Raw genomic sequence first — 15,976 nt, 5'->3', positions numbered from 1 at the left:
AAAGTTTGACTCGGTAAAAGTTTCGCGGCATCATCGGAGGCATGAACTGGGATGTGGTGATCTCCGGGGGCGGACCGGTCGGGCTGATGCTCGCCTGCGAACTCCGGCTCAAGGACGTGAACGTGCTCGTCGTCGAACGGCTCCCCGAGCCGGACCTGACGATCAAGGCCGGGTCGGTCAACCTGACGACCGCCGAGGCCTTCTACCGCCGTGGCCTGCTGCCCGCGGTGGACGCGGTCGTGCAGCAGAACTTCGAAAAGATCCAAGAGTTCCTGAAATCACGAGGCGGGGGCGGCCCGAAGCCCGCGATCCCCGTCGGGCACTTCGCCGGGATCATGGTCGCCTCCCACGGCGTCCACTTCGATGATCCCGACTTCCGTGACGTCGGGCCCGCTTCGAAGGTCGTCGTCATCCAGCAGCAGGCCGTCGAGGCCGTCCTCGCCGAACGCGCCGCCGAACTGGGCGTCGAGATCCGGCGGGGTGTCGAGGTGACCGGGTTCGACGCCGGCGACGACGGCGTCACCGTGCGGCTCGGCGAAGAGACCGTCCGCGCCGGCTGGCTCGTCGGGGCCGACGGCGGCCGCAGCTTCGTCCGCAAACACGCCGGGTTCGACTTCCCCGGCACCGATCCCGCCGTCACCGGGCGGCAGGCGCTCACCGAGATCACCGGCACCGAAGCCCTGCCCGGTGGCTGGCAGCACGGCACCGGCGGCCTCTACGTCCACGGCCCGATGCCCGGCCGGATTCTCACCGTCGAGTTCGACGGGCCGCCCGCGGACCGCGACGCCCCGGTCACCGCGCAGGAGCTCGAAGACAGCTTCCGGCGGGTCTCCGGCGCCGACGTCCGCGTGACGAAGGTGCACAGCGCGACGCGCTTCACCGACAACGCCCGGCAAGCGACCTCGTACCGCCAGGGCCGCGTGCTCCTGGCCGGCGACGCCGCGCACGTCCACTCCCCCTTCGGCGGACAGGGGCTCAACCTCGGCATCGGCGACGCCGTCAACCTCGGCTGGAAGCTCGCCGCGACCATCCACGGCTGGGCGCCCGACGGTCTCCTCGACACCTACACGACCGAACGCCACCCGATCGGCGAGTGGGTCCTCGAGTGGACCCGGGCGCAAGTCGCGCTGATGCGCAGCGACGTCCGGACCAAGGCGCTGCGCCAGGTCGTCACCGACCTGCTGCTCACCGACGACGGCGCGACGTACCTGGCGAAGAAGCTTTCCGGCGTCCTGCACCGGTACCCGATCGAGGGCGAGCACGACCTCACCGGCCGCGGCGCGCCCGACTTCGCCTTCGCCGACGGCACCCGGCTCGGCGAGCACCTCCAGGACGGCCGGGCGCTGCTGCTCGACCTGGCCGAGAACGCCGAGCTGCGGGAAACCGGGAGTGGCTGGGCCGGCCGCGTGACCACGCTGACGGCGAAGTGCGTCAGCGAGCCGTCGTTGACGGGCGTGCTGATCCGGCCGGACGGGCACATCGCCTGGGCCCGCGAGGACAGCACCACGAGCGGGCTCGACGCTTCGCTGCGCCGGTGGTTCGGCGAACCCGCCTGACGCCGAACGGGGCGCGCCGGGAAGCCGGCGCGCCCCCTCGACCTCAGTAAGCGACGGCGAAGGCGTGACTCATCGCGTCGTAGTGCGTGGCCGTCGAACCGGTCGCGTCGGGCAGAGCGCCCGACGCCATCTGAACCGCGCCCGTCGAGCCGCTCACCCAGTCGGTCTTGACGTAGAAGTTGAACTTCGGCACGCAGCCGTTGCCCGTCGCCGCCGTGAAGCGGGTGTTCAGCGGGACCACGTAGTGGTGGACGTCGCGGCGGACCAGCGCCGTCACGCTCGACGAGGCGTCCGACTTGCACAGCGTGCCGTCGGCCTTCCACTGGTTGACGAACAGCGTCACCCGGGCGGTCATGCTGTTCAGCGGGCAGCCGTCCTTCGGCTCGGGGTAGCACGCCATCAGCTCCATGTCGCCGAACACGCTGAGCCCGGTCACCGGCGCCATCTCGAAGACGTCCGAGGCCGGCTCGCGGACCGTCGGGGCTGCCGAGCCGAGGCCGAGGACGCGGCCGGGAGGCGTGTCACCGTCGTCGGCCTGCGGCGGCGTGCCGGCGGTCGTGTTCGCGACGCTGGTGTCCGCGAACTTCAGCTCACCGCTCGCCAGGTTCACGGTCGAGTTCCCCAGCCCGAGGTTCGCGCTGCGCAGGTACGTCGTGCACGTGACGGTGCCCGCCGCGCCCGGGTGCACCAGGAACCGCGTCGTGACGCTGATGTCCCGCAGCGAAGCCGGGGTGCCGGTGGCGCTCGCGATGATGACGTTCTGCCCGAGCACCTCGTTCTTCGTCCAGCCGCTCGTGCTCGAGCAGCGGACCTCGTTGTCGATCAGCGTCGTGTTCGACGCGTTGTTCGCGCGCAGCGTCGAGTAGACGTACGCGGTCTGGGTCGCGGTCATGGAGAGCTGCACCGAACCGAGCGCCGCGACGTACTGCTGGTCGTGCGGCGAGGTCACCGTGCGCGGGGTGAACGTCACCGACGTCGCCGCCTGCGCCGCTCCGGCGGTGCCGAGCAGCCCCGCGAACGTGGCCGCGCAGGCCACGGCCGCGGCGAAGATCCTGCGTTTCATCGAAATCCCCTCGGAAGAAGTGGGTCCGGTCCGGCATGATCACCGGCCGGAACCGAGTCTGGCGGGCTTCCGGCGCGGCCGGACCGGTCTGTTCCGGACATTGACCGAAGGTGGACACGCGCGATGCCCGAGATGTACCAGATGACCGAGCCCGACGACCAAGGCCTGCTCGACGTCGGCGACGGGCACCGGATCTACTGGGAGACCTCCGGCAACCCCGAGGGCAAGCCCGCGGTCGTGCTGCACGGCGGCCCCGGCCAGGGCAGCACGCCGGGCATGCGGCGGACGTTCGACCCCGCCCGCTACCGCGTCGTGCTCGTCGACCAGCGCGGCTGCGGCCGGAGCGTGCCGCACGCGAAGACGTCGTTGCGCGACAACACGACCGAGCACCTCGTCGCCGACCTCGAACGGCTGCGCGAGCACCTCGGCATCGAGCGCTGGCTGGTGACCGGCGGCTCGTGGGGCACGACCCTGGCCCTGGTGTACGCCGAGCGTTTCCCTGAACGGGTGACAGAGCTGGTGCTCAGCGCGATCAGCACGACGCGCCGGTCGGAGATCGACTGGCTCTACCGCGGCGTCGGGCGGTTCTTCCCCGAGGAATGGGCGCGCTTCACCCTGGGCGCCGATGACGACGTCGCCGCGTACGCCGAGCTGATGTCCTCCGCCGATCCGGCGGTCCGGGAGCGCGCGGCGGCCGCGTGGCGCCGGTGGGAGGACGTCGTGCTGTCCCTCGAACCCGGCGCTCCCCCGGTCCGCGACGAACCGGTGGACGACGCCACGCTCGCGTTCGTCCACCTCACCACGCACTACTACGCGAACGCAGGCTGGCTCGAGGAAGGCGCGGTGATCCGGGACGCCGGCCGGCTCGCCGGCATCCCGGGTGTGCTGATCCACGGGCGGCTCGACCTCAGCTGCCCGGTGACGACCGCGTTTGAACTGGCCGAGGCCTGGCCCGGTGCGGAGCTGCTGGTCGACGACCACTCCGGGCACCGGGCCAGTGACGTCAAGCGGGACTGGAAGCTCGCGGCACTGGACCGCTTCGCGCGCTAGCCCTTCTGCTCCGCGGCCAGCGTCACCGCGACGTCGATGATCATGTCCTCCTGGCCGCCCACCAGCGCGAGCTCCCCGCAGCGGCGGAGGATCGCCTGCGCCGGGACGCCGTAGCGCTCCGCCGCGCGTTCGGCGTGCAGCAGGAAGCTCGAGTACACCCCGGCCCAGCCCTGCACGATCGCGTTGCGGTCCATCTTCGGCCAGCGGTTCAGGTACGGGCGGACGACCTCCTCGGCCCCGTCGAGCAGGGCGCCGACGTCGAGACCCGTGTCGATGCCCAGGCGGTCGAACACCGCCGCGAGGACCTCCGTCGGCGAGTTGCCCGCGCCCGCGCCGAGCGCGCAGAGCGACCCGTCGATGTAGCGGACCCCGGCTTCGTAGGCCAGCACGGAGTTCGCGACGCCGAGCGAGAGGTTCTGGTGGCCGTGGTAGCCGACCCACGCCGTGTCGCCGACTTCGGCGACCAGTGCTTCGAACCGGGCACGGGCCTCGTGCATCAGCAGCGCGCCGGCCGAGTCCGTCACGTAGGCCGCTTGGCAGCCCGCGTCGACCATGATCCGCGCCTGCTTCGCGAGGTCTTCCGGCGGCGTCCGGTGCGCCATCATGAGGAACCCGGCGGTTTCCATCCCGAGTTCGCGCGCCAGCCCGAAGTGCTGCGGCGAGACGTCGGCCTCGGTGCAGTGCGTCGCCACCCGGACCATCTCCGCGCCCGCGTCGAACGCGCGCTGGAGGTCCTCCGCGGTGCCGATCCCCGGCACGAGCAACACGGCGATCTTCGCCTGCTTCGCCTCTTCGCGCGCCGCGGCGATCAGCTTGAGCTCGTCGACGGCGGAGAAGCCGTAGGTGAACGACGAGCCGCCGAGGCCGTCGCCGTGGGTCACCTCGATCACCTCGACGCCGGCGCGGTCCAGCGCGCGCACGGTGTCGCGCACGTGCTGTTCGGTGAAGCGGTGGGCCATCGCGTGGCTGCCGTCGCGCAGCGTCGTGTCGACGATCCGGACGTCGTGCTTCAGTTCCGGGCGGCTCATGCCGGCACCTCCTGCTTCGCGCGGGCCATGAGTTCCCCAACGCGGGCGGCCGCGGCGGTCATGATGTCGAGGTTGCCGGCGTACTCCGGCAGGTAGTCGCCGTTGCCGCGGACCTCGAGGAAGATCCCGACCCGCGCGTTGCCGTCCCACTCCTCGCGCGCGTCGTCGAACTGCGGGTCGGCGCGCAGCGAGTAGCCGGGGACGTACTTGCGGACCTCGTCGGCCATCTCGTGGATCGACTCGGTGATCGCTTCGCGGTCGGCGTCGAGCCCGATCGCGCAGAAGACGGTGTCCCGCATGATCATCGGCGGCTCGACGGGGTTGAGGATGATGATCGCCTTGCCGCGCCCGGCGCCGCCGATCTCGGCGACCGCCTGCGACGTGGTGCGCGTGAACTCGTCGATGTTGGCGCGCGTCCCGGGGCCCGCGCCGCGCGAGGCCACCGAGGCGACGATCTCCGCGTACGGCACCGGCGTCACGCGGGAAACCGCGTGCACCATGGGGATCGTGGCCTGGCCGCCGCAGGTGATCATGGAGACGTTCGGCGCGTCGAGGTGCGCGCCGAGGTTCACCGGCGGGCACACCATCGGGCCGAGGTGCGCCGGGGTGAGGTCGATCGCCTGGATGCCGGCCGCTTCGTAGCGGGGGGCGTTGGCGGCGTGCGCCTTGGCCGACGTCGCCTCGAACACGATCTCCGGCAGGGGGTCCTGCCGCAGCAGCCAGTCGACGCCCTCGGCGGACGCCGCGATCCCCTGCGCACGGGCGCGCTCGAGCCCGTCGGACTCGACCACGCCGACCACGTAACCGATTTCGAGAACTTCACTGCGTCGCAGCTTCGCCAGCAAATCGGTACCGATGTTGCCGGGGCCGACGATCGCCGCCATCACGGGAGCCATGCCCACGACGGTCGCACCGCGGCGGACGCCGGGACAGTCCTGCGTTCCGGCCAGTGGAACATCGATGATCGGTTTGACCATCACCCGTCCGGGGCAAATCAGGGGAGAGATCCCGACGGAGGAGGTCCGATGGCCGAGCGGCGTTGGCATGTCATCCCGAGCACGGCTCCGCTGTGCTGGCTGAACCTGGGTGTGGGGGCGGTGTTGCTGGTGTCGGCCGTTCTCACGTTGGCGCGGACGGACGCGCAGGCCCCGGTGCTGTCGGTGATCGCGGGAGTGGCGGCGGTGGCGTTGATCGTTCTTGCCACGGTCGGCTTGGCGCGCCCGGGACTGCGGGGCCGCTGAGTCAGCGCGGGCGGCGCCGGGTGGTGGTGCGATGCGGGGTCGTCGGCTTCTTGGTGGTGGCCGTCGGCGGGTGAGCCCTCGTCTGCGTGGTACCCGGCGTCGTCGTGCTCGCAGGCGTCGTCGTGGTGGACGCAGATTCCGTTGTCACCGGAGTTTCCGTCGTAGCCGGGAAGTCCGTCGTGGACGGTGACGGCGGGATCACCCGGCCGTTCCCCGACCCACCACCCGAGCACGCGCCGAGCAGCACGAGCACGCTCACCACCAGACCGCACCACCACACTCGCACCGCCCGAACGCTAACAGCGCACCCCGCACGAAACCCGCGAAAAGCGAAAACGCCGGCCGGGCCCCGCGGCGGCGCCGGGGCCCGGCCGGACGACTCCCCTACAACTCCTGGTGGTCCGCGTGCTCCACCCGGGCCTCGCCCACCGGGCGCCCGTCGCTCACCCGGAAGTCGTCCACGTCGTCCAGTACGAACGTCGGGGTCGCCGCCTCCGCTCGGCAATGGTGGACGTCGAGGTCCGCGACGTCGCGCGCCACGAATGCCGGGCGCGTGTCCGGCGCTCCGAATCGGACGTCCACATTGTCCAGACTGATTCCGCGCGCGTGGCGGATGAAGAACCCGTAGGCCGGCAGCGTGCCGAACATCGACGGCTCCGGGTACGCCGTCTCCAGCTCGGGTGGGTTCTGGACCGCGTCGCCCGGGGTGAGGCCGCCCGCCAGGTGGTGGCGGATGTTGCTCAGCTTCACGTCCTCGATCGGGTGGCCCGGGATCCCCGCCAGGCACGACGGATACCGCGGATCCGCGTCGAACGTCGTCACGTCGCTGATGCTCACCCGGCGCAGGAACCCGACCGGAATCCCTGCCGGACCGCGCATCCGGGCACCCAGACGCAGGAACAGGGGCATCTGGACCTTGCGCATCGTCAGGTTGCTGATCGTCACGTCCTCCAGCCACCCGCCGTCGACCGTCTCCAGTGCCAGGCCGCGGCAGTACTCGAAGACCACGTTCGAAATCGCGATGTTGCGGAACCCGCCGTTGGCCTCGGTACCGAACTTGACGCGGCCGGTGCGCCCGTACGACGACGTCTTGTACGTGCCGTCGACCAGCGTGCCCAGGTCGTAGCCGCTGACGAAACAGTTGTCGATCGTCACGTTTTCCGTGTCCCGCACCCGGTTCAGCGCGTACGAGCTCTTCAGCACGATCGCGTCGTCATTCGGCGAGTTGACCGTCGTGTTGGCGATGCGGACGTTCTTGCAGCAGTCGATGTTGATGCCGTCGCGGTTGGTGTCGATCACCAGCCCGTCGATGCGGAAGTTGTCGACGCCGGTCGGCAGGATGCCGAAGTGCCCGCCGTTGACGATCGTGATGTCGCGGATCGCGACGTTCCTGCACAGCTTCAACGCGATCGCCTTGTTGCCGTTGAGCGGCGCGGACTCCGCGCTGCCGCCGGCGACGAGACCCTTGCCGTCGATCTTGCCCGGCCCCTCGATGGTGACGTTCTCCAGGTTCTCGCCCCAGATCAGGCTGTTGTGCCAGTGGCTGTGCCCGAAGTCCTGGTACGGGTTGCCCGCGCCCGGCTCGGCCGGGTCGTAGCCCTTGCCGCCCGCCGGGGCGGCCGCGAGGATCGTCGCGTTCGCCCCCAAGTACAGCGCCACGTTGCTCTTGAGGTGGATCGAATAGCTCGCGTACGTGCCGGCCGGGAAGTACACGGTCCCGCCGCGGGCCGCGGCGGCGTCGATCGCGCGGTTGATCGCGGCGGTGTCGATGGTGCGGCCGTCGCCCTTCGCGCCGAACTTCGTGACGTCGAAGAACGAGCCTGCCGCGCCGTCTTCGGCCGCGACGGCCGGAGATCCGATGAATGGCAACGCGGCACCGGCCGCCGCTCCCCAGGTGACCGCACGACGGCGGCTGAACGCTTCGCCCACGAAAGCTCCCTTTCCTGGCAACGACGAAAACACCACGCGGTGTTTCCGACGGCGGATCGGGATTGCGCGAGCTCAGGCTAGGAGCAAATGATCGGATGAGTCAAGCGTGGCCCCCGCCGAAGCAGGGGCCACGCTCTTCAGTCCAGCACCTCGCGCACGGTGCCCGCGGCCACCGTCAAACGGCCTTCGCGCATGGCGAACCCGAGGCCCGGGCTCATCGCGACCGGCTGGCCGAGCTCCACCGTCAGCGAAGCCGCCTCACCCGGCCGGACCACCGCGGCGCCGTCGGCGAGGGCGACCACCCCGACGACGTCGCTGGTGCGGAAGTGGAACTGCGGCCGGTAGTTCGCCGCGAACGGCGTCCGCCTGCCACCCTCGGCGGCCGACAGCACGTGGACGTCCGCGCGGAACCGCGTGTGCGGCCGGACGCTGCCCGGCAGGCAGACGACCTGCCCGCGCCGGACCTCGCCGCGCTTCACCCCGCGCAGCAGCACCGCGGCGTTGTCACCCGCCTCGGCGCGCTCCATCGGCTTGCCGAACGTCTCGAGCCCGGTGGCCACGCTCGCGACGGCCGGGCCGAGCCCGATCACCTCGACCGCGTCACCGACCGCGAGGGTGCCCTGCTCCACCGCGCCGGTCACGACGGTGCCGCGGCCGGTGATGGTCAGGACGTTCTCGATCGGCATGAGGAACGGCAGGTCGAGCCGCCGCGGCGGGATCGGCACGTGCTCGTCGACGGCCTCGAGCAGGTCGAGGATCCGCTGCGTCCACAGCGGGTCGCCGTCGAGCGCACGCAGCCCGGACACGCGGACGACCGGCACCGCGTCGCCGTCGAACCCGTAGCGGGTCAGCAGCTCGCGGACCTCGAGCTCGACCAGGTCGAGCAGGTCCTCGTCGTCGGCGAGGTCGGCCTTGTTGAGTGCGACCACGAGGTGCTCGACGCCGATCCGGCGAGCCAGCACGACGTGCTCGCGCGTCTGCGGCATCGCGCCGTCCTGGGCCGAGACCACGAGCACGGCGCCGTCGAGCTGGGCCGCGCCGGTGATCATGTTCTTGACGTAGTCGGCGTGGCCCGGCATGTCGACGTGCGCGTAGTGCCGGGTCGGCGTCTCGTACTCGACGTGGGCGATGTTGATGGTGATGCCGCGCTCGATCTCCTCCGGCGCACGGTCGATGCGGTCGAAGGCGACGTAGCGGTTGGCGCCGCCGCGCTCGGCCAGCACTTTGGTGATGGCCGCGGTGAGGGTGGTCTTGCCGTGGTCGACGTGGCCCATCGTGCCGATGTTGAGGTGCGGCTTGGTGCGCACGTACTGCTGCTTGGTCATGGGATTTCCCTGTACTGAGAACGGAAGGCGCGCGAAACCGGGTGAGCGCGTCGACCCTCCCCCGGCGGTTCCGCGACAGAACAGGGGAAATCGGGGAAGGGTCAGCTTCGAGCGCCGCTGGTCAGGGCCGGGAACGGCCGTGCCGAAAGGGCGCTCGGCAGGGACAGGCCTGCGAGCGTCGCGCTATCGGACACGGGGAACATGATCCGCAGGGTGTCACGGCGAAGGCGGCGGTGTCACCTCGTTTTAGCGGCCGCCGTAACAACCCCGTCGTCACCGCCGACCTCAGGACGGGATCATCGGCCTGGCCTGGAGGGGGACGCCATGGACCACCGGAACCTCGCGGACGCGGCCGTTCGCGCCATCGCCGACCACTTCGGTGCACTGCGCTCGGGAGCCCGGGTATCGGAGGCGGCGTCGCGGACCGTGGCCGAGGTCGTCTCGGTGGTCAGGTCGGTGTGCGGCGTCGGCTCGCCCGTCCTCGAGGACCTGCGGCGGAACCCGGCGAGCTGCGGTGTCCGCACCCACGCGGCGGCACTGCTGTGGCGGGCGCTCGACGAGGACGGGAGTGCCGGACCGGCGCTCGGCGAAGCACTCGGCCGCAGCGACGTCGCCTACTGACCCCGGCCGGCGCGCGAGCGCATCACGAGCGCCGCGACGTGGTACTCGCACGGCTCGTCACCGCGGTTCGCGTACGAATGCTTTGCGTCAGCGGGAAAGTAGACTGAATCCCCGGCCTTCAGCACGTACTCCGCCGAGCCGACGCCCAGCCACAGCGTGCCCGCCTCCACCGCGACAAACTCGTGGGAACCCGGCGCGTACGCGGGAAACTCGCCGGCGTCGCACCGCGGCGGCAGCGTCGTGCGGATCCACTCGAAGTTGACGCCCGGCACGACCGGCGTCAGCACCGTGCGGTGCCAGCCGCCCGGCTCGGCGACGTGGTCCTGCTCGGCCGCGCGGCGGACGACCACCCGGTCCGTCTCCAGGTCGGCCAGCAGCCGCGACACCGACAACCCCAAGCCGTCGGCGATGCGGGAGAGCACCACCACCGTCGGGGTCTTCTCACCGCGCTCGATGGCCGACAGCATGCTCACGCTCACCCCGGCCGCCCGGGCCAGCGCACTCAGCGCCAGGCCGCGGTCGGTCCGCAGAGCGTGCAGGCGGCGGCCCAGGTTCGCCGGATCGATCATTCCTCTATAATAGCTGCCGTGTCCACTATAGCGGAAATCAGGCCGGCCACCGAGGCCGACGCCGAAGGCATCGCGGCCGTCTTCGCGCCGTGGGTCACCGGCTCGGTCGTCACCTTCGAGACCACCCCGCCGACCGCGGAGCAGTGGCGCGCGAAGATCCGCGAGAGCGACCTGCCGTTCCTCGTCCTGACCGGACCGGAAGTCCTGGGCTACGCGCTCGCCGCGCCGTGGCGGCCGAAGCCCGCCTACCGGCACACCGTCGAGACGACCATCTACCTCGCGCCCGAAGCCGCCGGCCGCGGCCATGGGCGGCGGCTGCTGGACGAGCTGCTCGAGCGGTGCGCCGCGGCGGGCGCCAAACAGGCGATCGCCGTCGTCGTCGACTCCGGCAGCCCCGCGTCGCGGAAGCTGCACAGCGCCGCCGGGTTCGCCGACGCGGGCGTGCTGCGGCACGTCGGGTTCAAGCACGGCCGGTGGCTCGACACCCTCCTGATGCAGCGCGAGCTCGGCTGAGCGTCGGGCAGGATGCGGGCATGGACACCGAAGCCGAGCTCCTCGAAGCGGCCCGGCGCGAGGACCGCGGCGCGTTCGACCGGCTGGTGCGGCCGTATCAGAGCGAGCTGCGTGCCCACTGCTACCGGATGCTCGGCGCCCTGCACGACGCCGAAGACGCGCTGCAGGAGGCGCTGCTCGGCGCGTGGCGCGGGCTGGCCGGGTTCGAAGGCCGCAGTTCGGTGCGCGCGTGGCTCTACCGGATCGCCACGAACGCCTGCCTGCGGCTGATCAAGCAGCGCCCGCAACGCCTGATGCCGCGCGACCACCACCCGGCGGCGAACCCCGGCGACGCGCTCGCCGACCCGGTCGACGGCGAAGCCTTCGTCGAGCCCTACCCCGAGGACGACTGGGACCCACAGCGTCGGTTCGAGCTGCGCGAGAGCGTCGAACTGGCGTTCATCGCCGCGTTGCAGCACCTGCCCGGCACCCAGCGCGCCGTGCTGATCCTGCGGGAGGTGCTCGCGTTCTCCGCCGCGGAAGTCGCCGACGCGCTCGACACGTCGGTCGCTTCGGTGAACAGCGCGCTGCAGCGGGCTCGCAAGACGCTCGACCAGCGGACGCCGGCGCAGAGCCAGCAGGCGACGCTGCGCAGCCTCGGCGAGGACGCCGAACGCGCGCTGGTGGCGGACTTCGTCGCGGCGTGGGAACGCGCGGACGTCCCGGCGCTGCTCGCACTGCTCGCCGAGGACGCCCGCTTCACGATGCCGCCGCTGCCCGCGTGGTTCGACGGCCGCGACGACGTCGCCCGCTTCCTGGCCGGCAGCGTGTTCGCCACGCCGTGGCGGCTGGTGCCGGTCCGGGCCGCCGGCCAGCTCGCGTTCGCGTGCTACCAGCGTCACCCGGACGGCGTGTTCCGCATCGGCTGCGTGAACGTGCTGACGCTGCACGGCGACCGGATCGCGGAGATCATCGGCTTCCTCGACCCGGCGATGTACGCGGGCTTCGGGCTGCCGCCAGAACTCCCCTAGTCCGTCCAGCGCCGGAGTTTCTCGGGGTTGCGGACGACCCAGATGTGCTTGATCCGGTCGCCGGTGACGTCGAACGCGAACACCGTCACGACCACGCCGTCCTGCCGGGCGACCAGCCCGGGCCGGCCGTTGACCGTGCGTTCCGCGAACGTCATCGTGGCGGGCTTCCGGCCGGCCAGCTCGATCCAGGCGTGCGCGATCCGCTCGCCGCCCTCGATGGGGTGCGTGAACGCGAGGGCGAGGCCGCCGCCGTCGGCGGTCGCGGTGGCACCGGGGTCGAGCAGGCCGATCAGGGCGTCGATGTCCTTCGCTTCCCACGCCCGCTTGAAGTCCCGGACGACGCCGGCCTGCCGGGCCACCGGAGGCGCGGGCTCGTGCGACGCGCGGATGCGACGCCGGGCCGAGGAGGCGAGCTGGCGGCACGCGGCCGGCGTGCGCCCGACGATCTCGGCGACTTCGGCGAAGGAGTGGCAGAAGACGTCGTGCAGGATGAACGCGACGCGCTCGGCCGGGGTCATCGCCTCGAGCACGACCAGGAAGGCCATGCTGACCGACTCGTCCAGGGTGACCCGGTCGGCCGGATCGCCGCCCGGGGTCTCGGGCACCGGCTCGGGGATCCAGTCCCCCACGTAGGTTTCGCGGCGGGCCCGCGCCGATCCGAGCTGGGTGAGGCAGATGCGGCCGGTGACCGTCGTCAGCCAGGCGCCCGGGGATTCGATGGCGTCCTGCTGCGGCTTCGTGAGCGCCAACCAGCGGGCGTAGGCCTCCTGGACGGCGTCCTCGGCCTCGGCCAGGGAGCCCAGGAGCCGGTACGCGAGGTTGAGCAGCCGACGCCGCTCGCTCATGAGCACGTCCATCGCGCTCCCTTCGTCGTCACCCCTTACGACCGGACAGCGGCTCCGGATGTGAGGCCTCACATTCCGGGTGGCTGCGTGGTCGTACCCGGGTAACCGATCCGACACGTCAGGAGCCAGCATGACCACCCAGTTGCCGGTCACCCCGTTCGCCGAGTCCGCGTCCGCCGAGCGCCTGGAGCGGGCGGCCGCGGCGCTGACCGCCCACGGGTTCGCCGTGGAGATCCTCGACGACGCCGCGGCCGCGCGGACGCGGGTTTTCGACTTGATCCCCGAGGGAGCCAGCGTGTTCACCGGGGCGAGTGAGACGTTGCGCTTGTCCGGCATCGACGCGGACATCAACGGCGGCTCGCGCTATCAGGCGGTGAAGCCGCTGGTCCTGGCGATCGACCGCGCGACGGGCGCCGACGAGATCCGCCGGTTGTTGGCGAGTCCGGACGTCGTGGTGGGCAGCGTCGCGGCGGTGACCGAGACCGGGTCCCTCGTGGCGGCGTCGGGTAGTGGGAGCCAGTTGCCCGCGTATGCGGGTGGTGCCGGCCGGGCGATCTGGGTGGTCGGGGCGCAGAAGGTGGTGCCCGATCTGGAGACCGCGCTGCGTCGCGTCGAGGAGCACTGCCTGCCGTTGGAGAGCGTGCGGACTCAGGAGGTGCACGGGTGGCCGAGTGCGGTCAACCGGGTCCTGGTGCTCAACGGGGAGCCCCGGCCGGGGCGGGCGACGGTGTTGCTGCTGCGGGAAGCCATCGGCTTCTAGCGCGGAGGTTCGCGCAGCGCGAAGATGAGCCGCTCGACGATCCAGTGGGACGTCTTCGCTCTGCGGATCGCTGCGGCCGGCGCGATCAAGCCGATCCACGAGTACCTCCGGGACTCGAGCCCCGAGTTGTCCGGCCACCTGCGGTGGTAAGGCCGGCGGGTGTGGTGTCCCGGCAAACGTCTTGAATGAGTCATTCAGGACCTCCCACGCCCTGAATGACTCATTCAAGACACCGCCGGCCGGACCACCGACCCGCGCGCGCCGAAAACACCCCGCCGGGCACCGGACTTAGCCGGCCTCTGGGTGCGCGGGGCGGGTTCTAGCGGGACTTCGCCCTCAGATGGAGCCGCTCCCCCTGTTTCCCGAACAGACTGAGGATCTCCACCGGCCGCCCGACCGCGCCGAACCAATGCGGCAGCCTCGTGTCGAACTCCGCCGCCTCGCCCGGGCCCAGCGTCATGTCGCGGTCGGCCAGTACCAGCCGTAGCCGGCCCGACAGGACGTACAACCACTCATATCCCTCGTGGACCTGGGGATCCGGCTCGCCCGTCTCCGGCTCGAGGATCATCTTGAACGCCTGGGGCGCGCCCGGCTGGCGGGTCAGGGGCAGGACCGTCATCGTCGCGCCGTTGGAGCGCGGGAGGCGGCGGGCCGTCAGCCGGACCCGGGGGTCGCCCACCTCGGGCGCGCCGACCAGCTCGTCCAGGGGCACCTGGTGGGCCTGGGCGATCGGCAGCAGCAGCTCGAGGCTCGGCTTGCGCTGGCCGGACTCCAGCCGCGACAGCGTGCTCTTCGAGATGCCCGTCGCCGTCGAGAGGTCGGCCAGCGTGACCCGCCGCTGGGTGCGGACCCGCTTGAGCCGGGGGCCGACCTCGGAAAGAGCCTGGGTGATGGCGTCCGTCATCTCTCCAGGAAACGCGCTTGTCCCGGAAATGGCAACATTTGTTGTCGGATCCGCGACGCCGGGCGCAGGGTGGCGGCATGACCGAAAACAGCTATGACGTCCTGGTGGTGGGAGGCGGCGCCGCGGGCCTGAACGCCGCCCTGATGCTGGGCCGCGCGCGGCGGCGCGTCGTGGTCGTCGACGGCGGCTCGCCCCGCAATGCGCCCGCCGAGCACATGCACGGCTTCCTCTCCCGCGACGGCCTGCCGCCGTCCGAACTGCTCAAGATCGGCCGCGAAGAGCTCGCCGGCTACGGCGTCGAGGTCCTCGAAGACCAGGTGAGCACGCTCGAACCCGGCTTCACCGCGCGGCTCGCGAGCGGCCGGGAGCTGACCGCCCGGCGCGTCCTCGTCGCGACCGGCGTCCACGACGACCTGCCGGACATCCCGGGCCTGCGCGAAAGCTGGGGCACCGACGCGGTGACCTGCCCGTATTGCCACGGCTACGAGGTCCGCGACCGGCCGCTCGGCGTGCTCGGCAGCGAACCCGCGAGCGTCGAGCACGCGCTGCTGGTGCGCCAGTGGTCGCCGGACGTCGTCTACTTCGCCCACACCCAACCACCGTCCGAAGAGGACCGCGAGCGGCTCGGCGCGCGGGGCGTCAAGATTGTCGACGGGACCGTCACGGCCCTGCGGCGCGAAGACGGCCACCTCACCGGGGTCGAGCTCGGCGCGCGGTTCGTGCCGCGGGCAGCGCTGTTCATCCGGACGCAGACCGTCCCGCACGACGAACTCATCCGCGGGCTCGGCTACGAAGAAACCGACTCGATGGGCAAGACGAACGTGCCCGGCGTATGGGCGGCCGGGAACGTCGTCGACGCGCGGGCGACCGTGATCATCGCCGCGGCTCAAGGCGCGGCCGCGGGCGGCGCGCTGAACCACGACCTCGTGACCGAGGACGTGCGGCGGGCGGTCGACGCGTTCGGCGGCTTCACCCCGGAAGCCGAACGCGCGGCCGCGGCGGCACGCTGACGTCCTGGTGTTCGGCGCCCGGCCGTGCCAGGCTCGGCGGATGCGCCCGACGCTGTACGAATTCGCCGGCGGCGACCCCGCGTTCCTCGCGCTGGCCGCCGCCCACCACGAACGCTGCCTGGCCGACCCCGAGCTGAACCACCCGTTCTCGCACCCGGGGCAGCACCCGCAGCACGTCGAACGGCTGGGTCGGTACTGGGCCGAGGTGCTGGGCGGGCCACCGCGGTTCTCCGAGGAGTGCAGCGACCACTCCGCGATGCTGCGCATGCACGCGGGCAACGGCGACATCAGCTGCCTCGGCCGCCGGTTCGTCGAGTGCTTCGTGCGGGCCGCCGACGACGCCGGCCTGCCCGCCGATCCGGAGTTCCGCGCCGCGCTGCGGTCCTACATGGAATGGGCGGTGGCCGAGGTGCTCACCTACCCGGGGCCGGCCGGCGACGTGCCTGCGGGACTCGCCATGCCGCACTGGTCGTGGGACGGTTTGCAGCCGGTGTAACACCCGGCGCGGCCGCCGCGTCTTGTGAGCAACGACCGGCTGTGGAGGTCCGTCGC

General features: G+C 71.6%; 19 protein-coding genes. 10 read left to right on the top strand and 9 right to left on the bottom strand.

The genetic code is table 11. The features are described 5' to 3' along the window. The first annotated feature begins 41 nt into the window (after positions 1 to 41). Complete coding sequence (locus QQ657_RS33440) at positions 42 to 1,556, top strand: FAD-dependent monooxygenase (RefSeq protein WP_284746286.1); 1,515 nt, start codon at positions 42 to 44, stop codon at positions 1,554 to 1,556. 43 nt (positions 1,557 to 1,599) lie between these two features. Here the strand turns inward: QQ657_RS33440 and QQ657_RS33435 are convergent, their stop codons facing one another. Next, complete coding sequence (locus tag QQ657_RS33435; protein ID WP_284746285.1) at positions 1,600 to 2,619, bottom strand: hypothetical protein; 1,020 nt, start codon at positions 2,617 to 2,619, stop codon at positions 1,600 to 1,602. A gap of 123 nt (positions 2,620 to 2,742) precedes the next feature. Between QQ657_RS33435 and pip the strand changes: the two genes are divergently transcribed. Further along, complete coding sequence (gene pip, locus QQ657_RS33430; protein ID WP_284746284.1) at positions 2,743 to 3,669, top strand: prolyl aminopeptidase; 927 nt, start codon at positions 2,743 to 2,745, stop codon at positions 3,667 to 3,669. Here pip and dmpG read toward each other — a convergent pair. Further along, positions 3,666 to 4,697, bottom strand: coding sequence for a 4-hydroxy-2-oxovalerate aldolase (gene dmpG / locus QQ657_RS33425; protein ID WP_284746283.1), 1,032 nt, complete (start codon positions 4,695 to 4,697; stop codon positions 3,666 to 3,668). The genes pip and dmpG overlap by 4 nt on opposite strands. Continuing rightward, on the bottom strand, positions 4,694 to 5,593 hold the full coding sequence (locus QQ657_RS33420) for an acetaldehyde dehydrogenase (acetylating) (protein WP_284746282.1): 900 nt from the start codon (positions 5,591 to 5,593) through the stop codon (positions 4,694 to 4,696). Before QQ657_RS33420 ends, dmpG begins: the two co-directional genes overlap by 4 nt. A 129-nt stretch (positions 5,594 to 5,722) precedes the next feature. Here QQ657_RS33420 and QQ657_RS33415 point away from each other — a divergent pair, with 129 nt between their 5' ends. Beyond that, complete coding sequence (locus QQ657_RS33415; RefSeq protein ID WP_284746281.1) at positions 5,723 to 5,938, top strand: hypothetical protein; 216 nt, start codon at positions 5,723 to 5,725, stop codon at positions 5,936 to 5,938. A gap of 1 nt (position 5,939) precedes the next feature. Here QQ657_RS33415 and QQ657_RS33410 read toward each other — a convergent pair whose 3' ends face one another. From QQ657_RS33410 to tuf, 3 genes are all read right to left on the bottom strand, one after another. Further along, entirely contained in the window at positions 5,940 to 6,224 is a 285-nt protein-coding gene (locus QQ657_RS33410; protein WP_284746280.1) for a hypothetical protein, read from the bottom strand. Positions 6,225 to 6,322: 98 nt separating this feature from the next. After that, a complete protein-coding gene (locus QQ657_RS33405; protein ID WP_350310723.1) occupies positions 6,323 to 7,807 on the bottom strand; it encodes a rhamnogalacturonidase in 1,485 nt (494 codons plus the stop codon). A gap of 197 nt (positions 7,808 to 8,004) precedes the next feature. Further along, positions 8,005 to 9,192 carry an elongation factor Tu gene (tuf, locus tag QQ657_RS33400; RefSeq protein ID WP_284746278.1) on the bottom strand — a complete coding sequence of 396 codons (1,188 nt, stop codon included), beginning with the start codon at positions 9,190 to 9,192 and terminating at the stop codon, positions 8,005 to 8,007. Between the two features lie 324 nt (positions 9,193 to 9,516). On the opposite strand from tuf, the gene QQ657_RS33395 reads away from it, so the two are divergent. After that, on the top strand, positions 9,517 to 9,813 hold the full coding sequence (locus QQ657_RS33395) for a hypothetical protein (protein WP_284746277.1): 297 nt from the start codon (positions 9,517 to 9,519) through the stop codon (positions 9,811 to 9,813). Here QQ657_RS33395 and QQ657_RS33390 read toward each other — a convergent pair. Further along, positions 9,807 to 10,382, bottom strand: a complete 576-nt coding sequence (locus QQ657_RS33390; protein WP_284746276.1) for a helix-turn-helix domain-containing protein — start codon at positions 10,380 to 10,382, stop codon at positions 9,807 to 9,809. The two genes, QQ657_RS33395 and QQ657_RS33390, sit on opposite strands and share 7 nt — an antisense overlap. Positions 10,383 to 10,400: 18 nt before the next feature. Here QQ657_RS33390 and QQ657_RS33385 point away from each other — a divergent pair, with 18 nt between their 5' ends. Beyond that, positions 10,401 to 10,895, top strand: coding sequence for a GNAT family N-acetyltransferase (locus tag QQ657_RS33385; protein ID WP_284746275.1), 495 nt, complete (start codon positions 10,401 to 10,403; stop codon positions 10,893 to 10,895). Between the two features lie 20 nt (positions 10,896 to 10,915). Beyond that, positions 10,916 to 11,905 carry an RNA polymerase subunit sigma-70 gene (locus tag QQ657_RS33380; protein WP_284746274.1) on the top strand — a complete coding sequence of 330 codons (990 nt, stop codon included), beginning with the start codon at positions 10,916 to 10,918 and terminating at the stop codon, positions 11,903 to 11,905. Here QQ657_RS33380 and sigJ read toward each other — a convergent pair. After that, positions 11,902 to 12,750 (bottom strand): RNA polymerase sigma factor SigJ, encoded by an 849-nt coding sequence (gene sigJ / locus QQ657_RS33375; protein ID WP_284746273.1) that lies wholly within the window; start codon positions 12,748 to 12,750, stop codon positions 11,902 to 11,904. The two genes, QQ657_RS33380 and sigJ, sit on opposite strands and share 4 nt — an antisense overlap. A 130-nt stretch (positions 12,751 to 12,880) precedes the next feature. Here sigJ and QQ657_RS33370 point away from each other — a divergent pair, with 130 nt between their 5' ends. Beyond that, positions 12,881 to 13,510: an LUD domain-containing protein gene (locus QQ657_RS33370; protein ID WP_284746272.1), complete on the top strand. Its 630-nt coding sequence runs from the start codon at positions 12,881 to 12,883 to the stop codon at positions 13,508 to 13,510. A gap of 24 nt (positions 13,511 to 13,534) precedes the next feature. Beyond that, the gene (locus QQ657_RS33365; RefSeq protein ID WP_284746271.1) at positions 13,535 to 13,660 is read left to right on the top strand and encodes a hypothetical protein; all 126 of its coding nucleotides are present in this window, start codon (positions 13,535 to 13,537) and stop codon (positions 13,658 to 13,660) included. Between the two features lie 169 nt (positions 13,661 to 13,829). Here QQ657_RS33365 and QQ657_RS33360 read toward each other — a convergent pair whose 3' ends face one another. Next, a complete protein-coding gene (locus QQ657_RS33360; RefSeq protein ID WP_284746270.1) occupies positions 13,830 to 14,414 on the bottom strand; it encodes a helix-turn-helix domain-containing protein in 585 nt (194 codons plus the stop codon). 77 nt (positions 14,415 to 14,491) lie between these two features. Here QQ657_RS33360 and QQ657_RS33355 point away from each other — a divergent pair, with 77 nt between their 5' ends. Both QQ657_RS33355 and QQ657_RS33350 read left to right on the top strand, forming a co-directional pair. After that, positions 14,492 to 15,424 carry an NAD(P)/FAD-dependent oxidoreductase gene (locus QQ657_RS33355; protein ID WP_284746269.1) on the top strand — a complete coding sequence of 311 codons (933 nt, stop codon included), beginning with the start codon at positions 14,492 to 14,494 and terminating at the stop codon, positions 15,422 to 15,424. Between the two features lie 40 nt (positions 15,425 to 15,464). Next, positions 15,465 to 15,920, top strand: coding sequence for a group II truncated hemoglobin (locus QQ657_RS33350; protein WP_284746268.1), 456 nt, complete (start codon positions 15,465 to 15,467; stop codon positions 15,918 to 15,920). The last annotated feature ends 56 nt before the right edge of the window (positions 15,921 to 15,976 follow it).

This window comes from Amycolatopsis ponsaeliensis (genome assembly GCF_030182635.1).
Classification (GTDB): Bacteria; Actinomycetota; Actinomycetes; order Mycobacteriales; family Pseudonocardiaceae; genus Amycolatopsis; species Amycolatopsis ponsaeliensis.
Note: the sequence above shows the minus strand (reverse complement) of the source record. Positions and strands in the feature narration are given on the sequence as shown.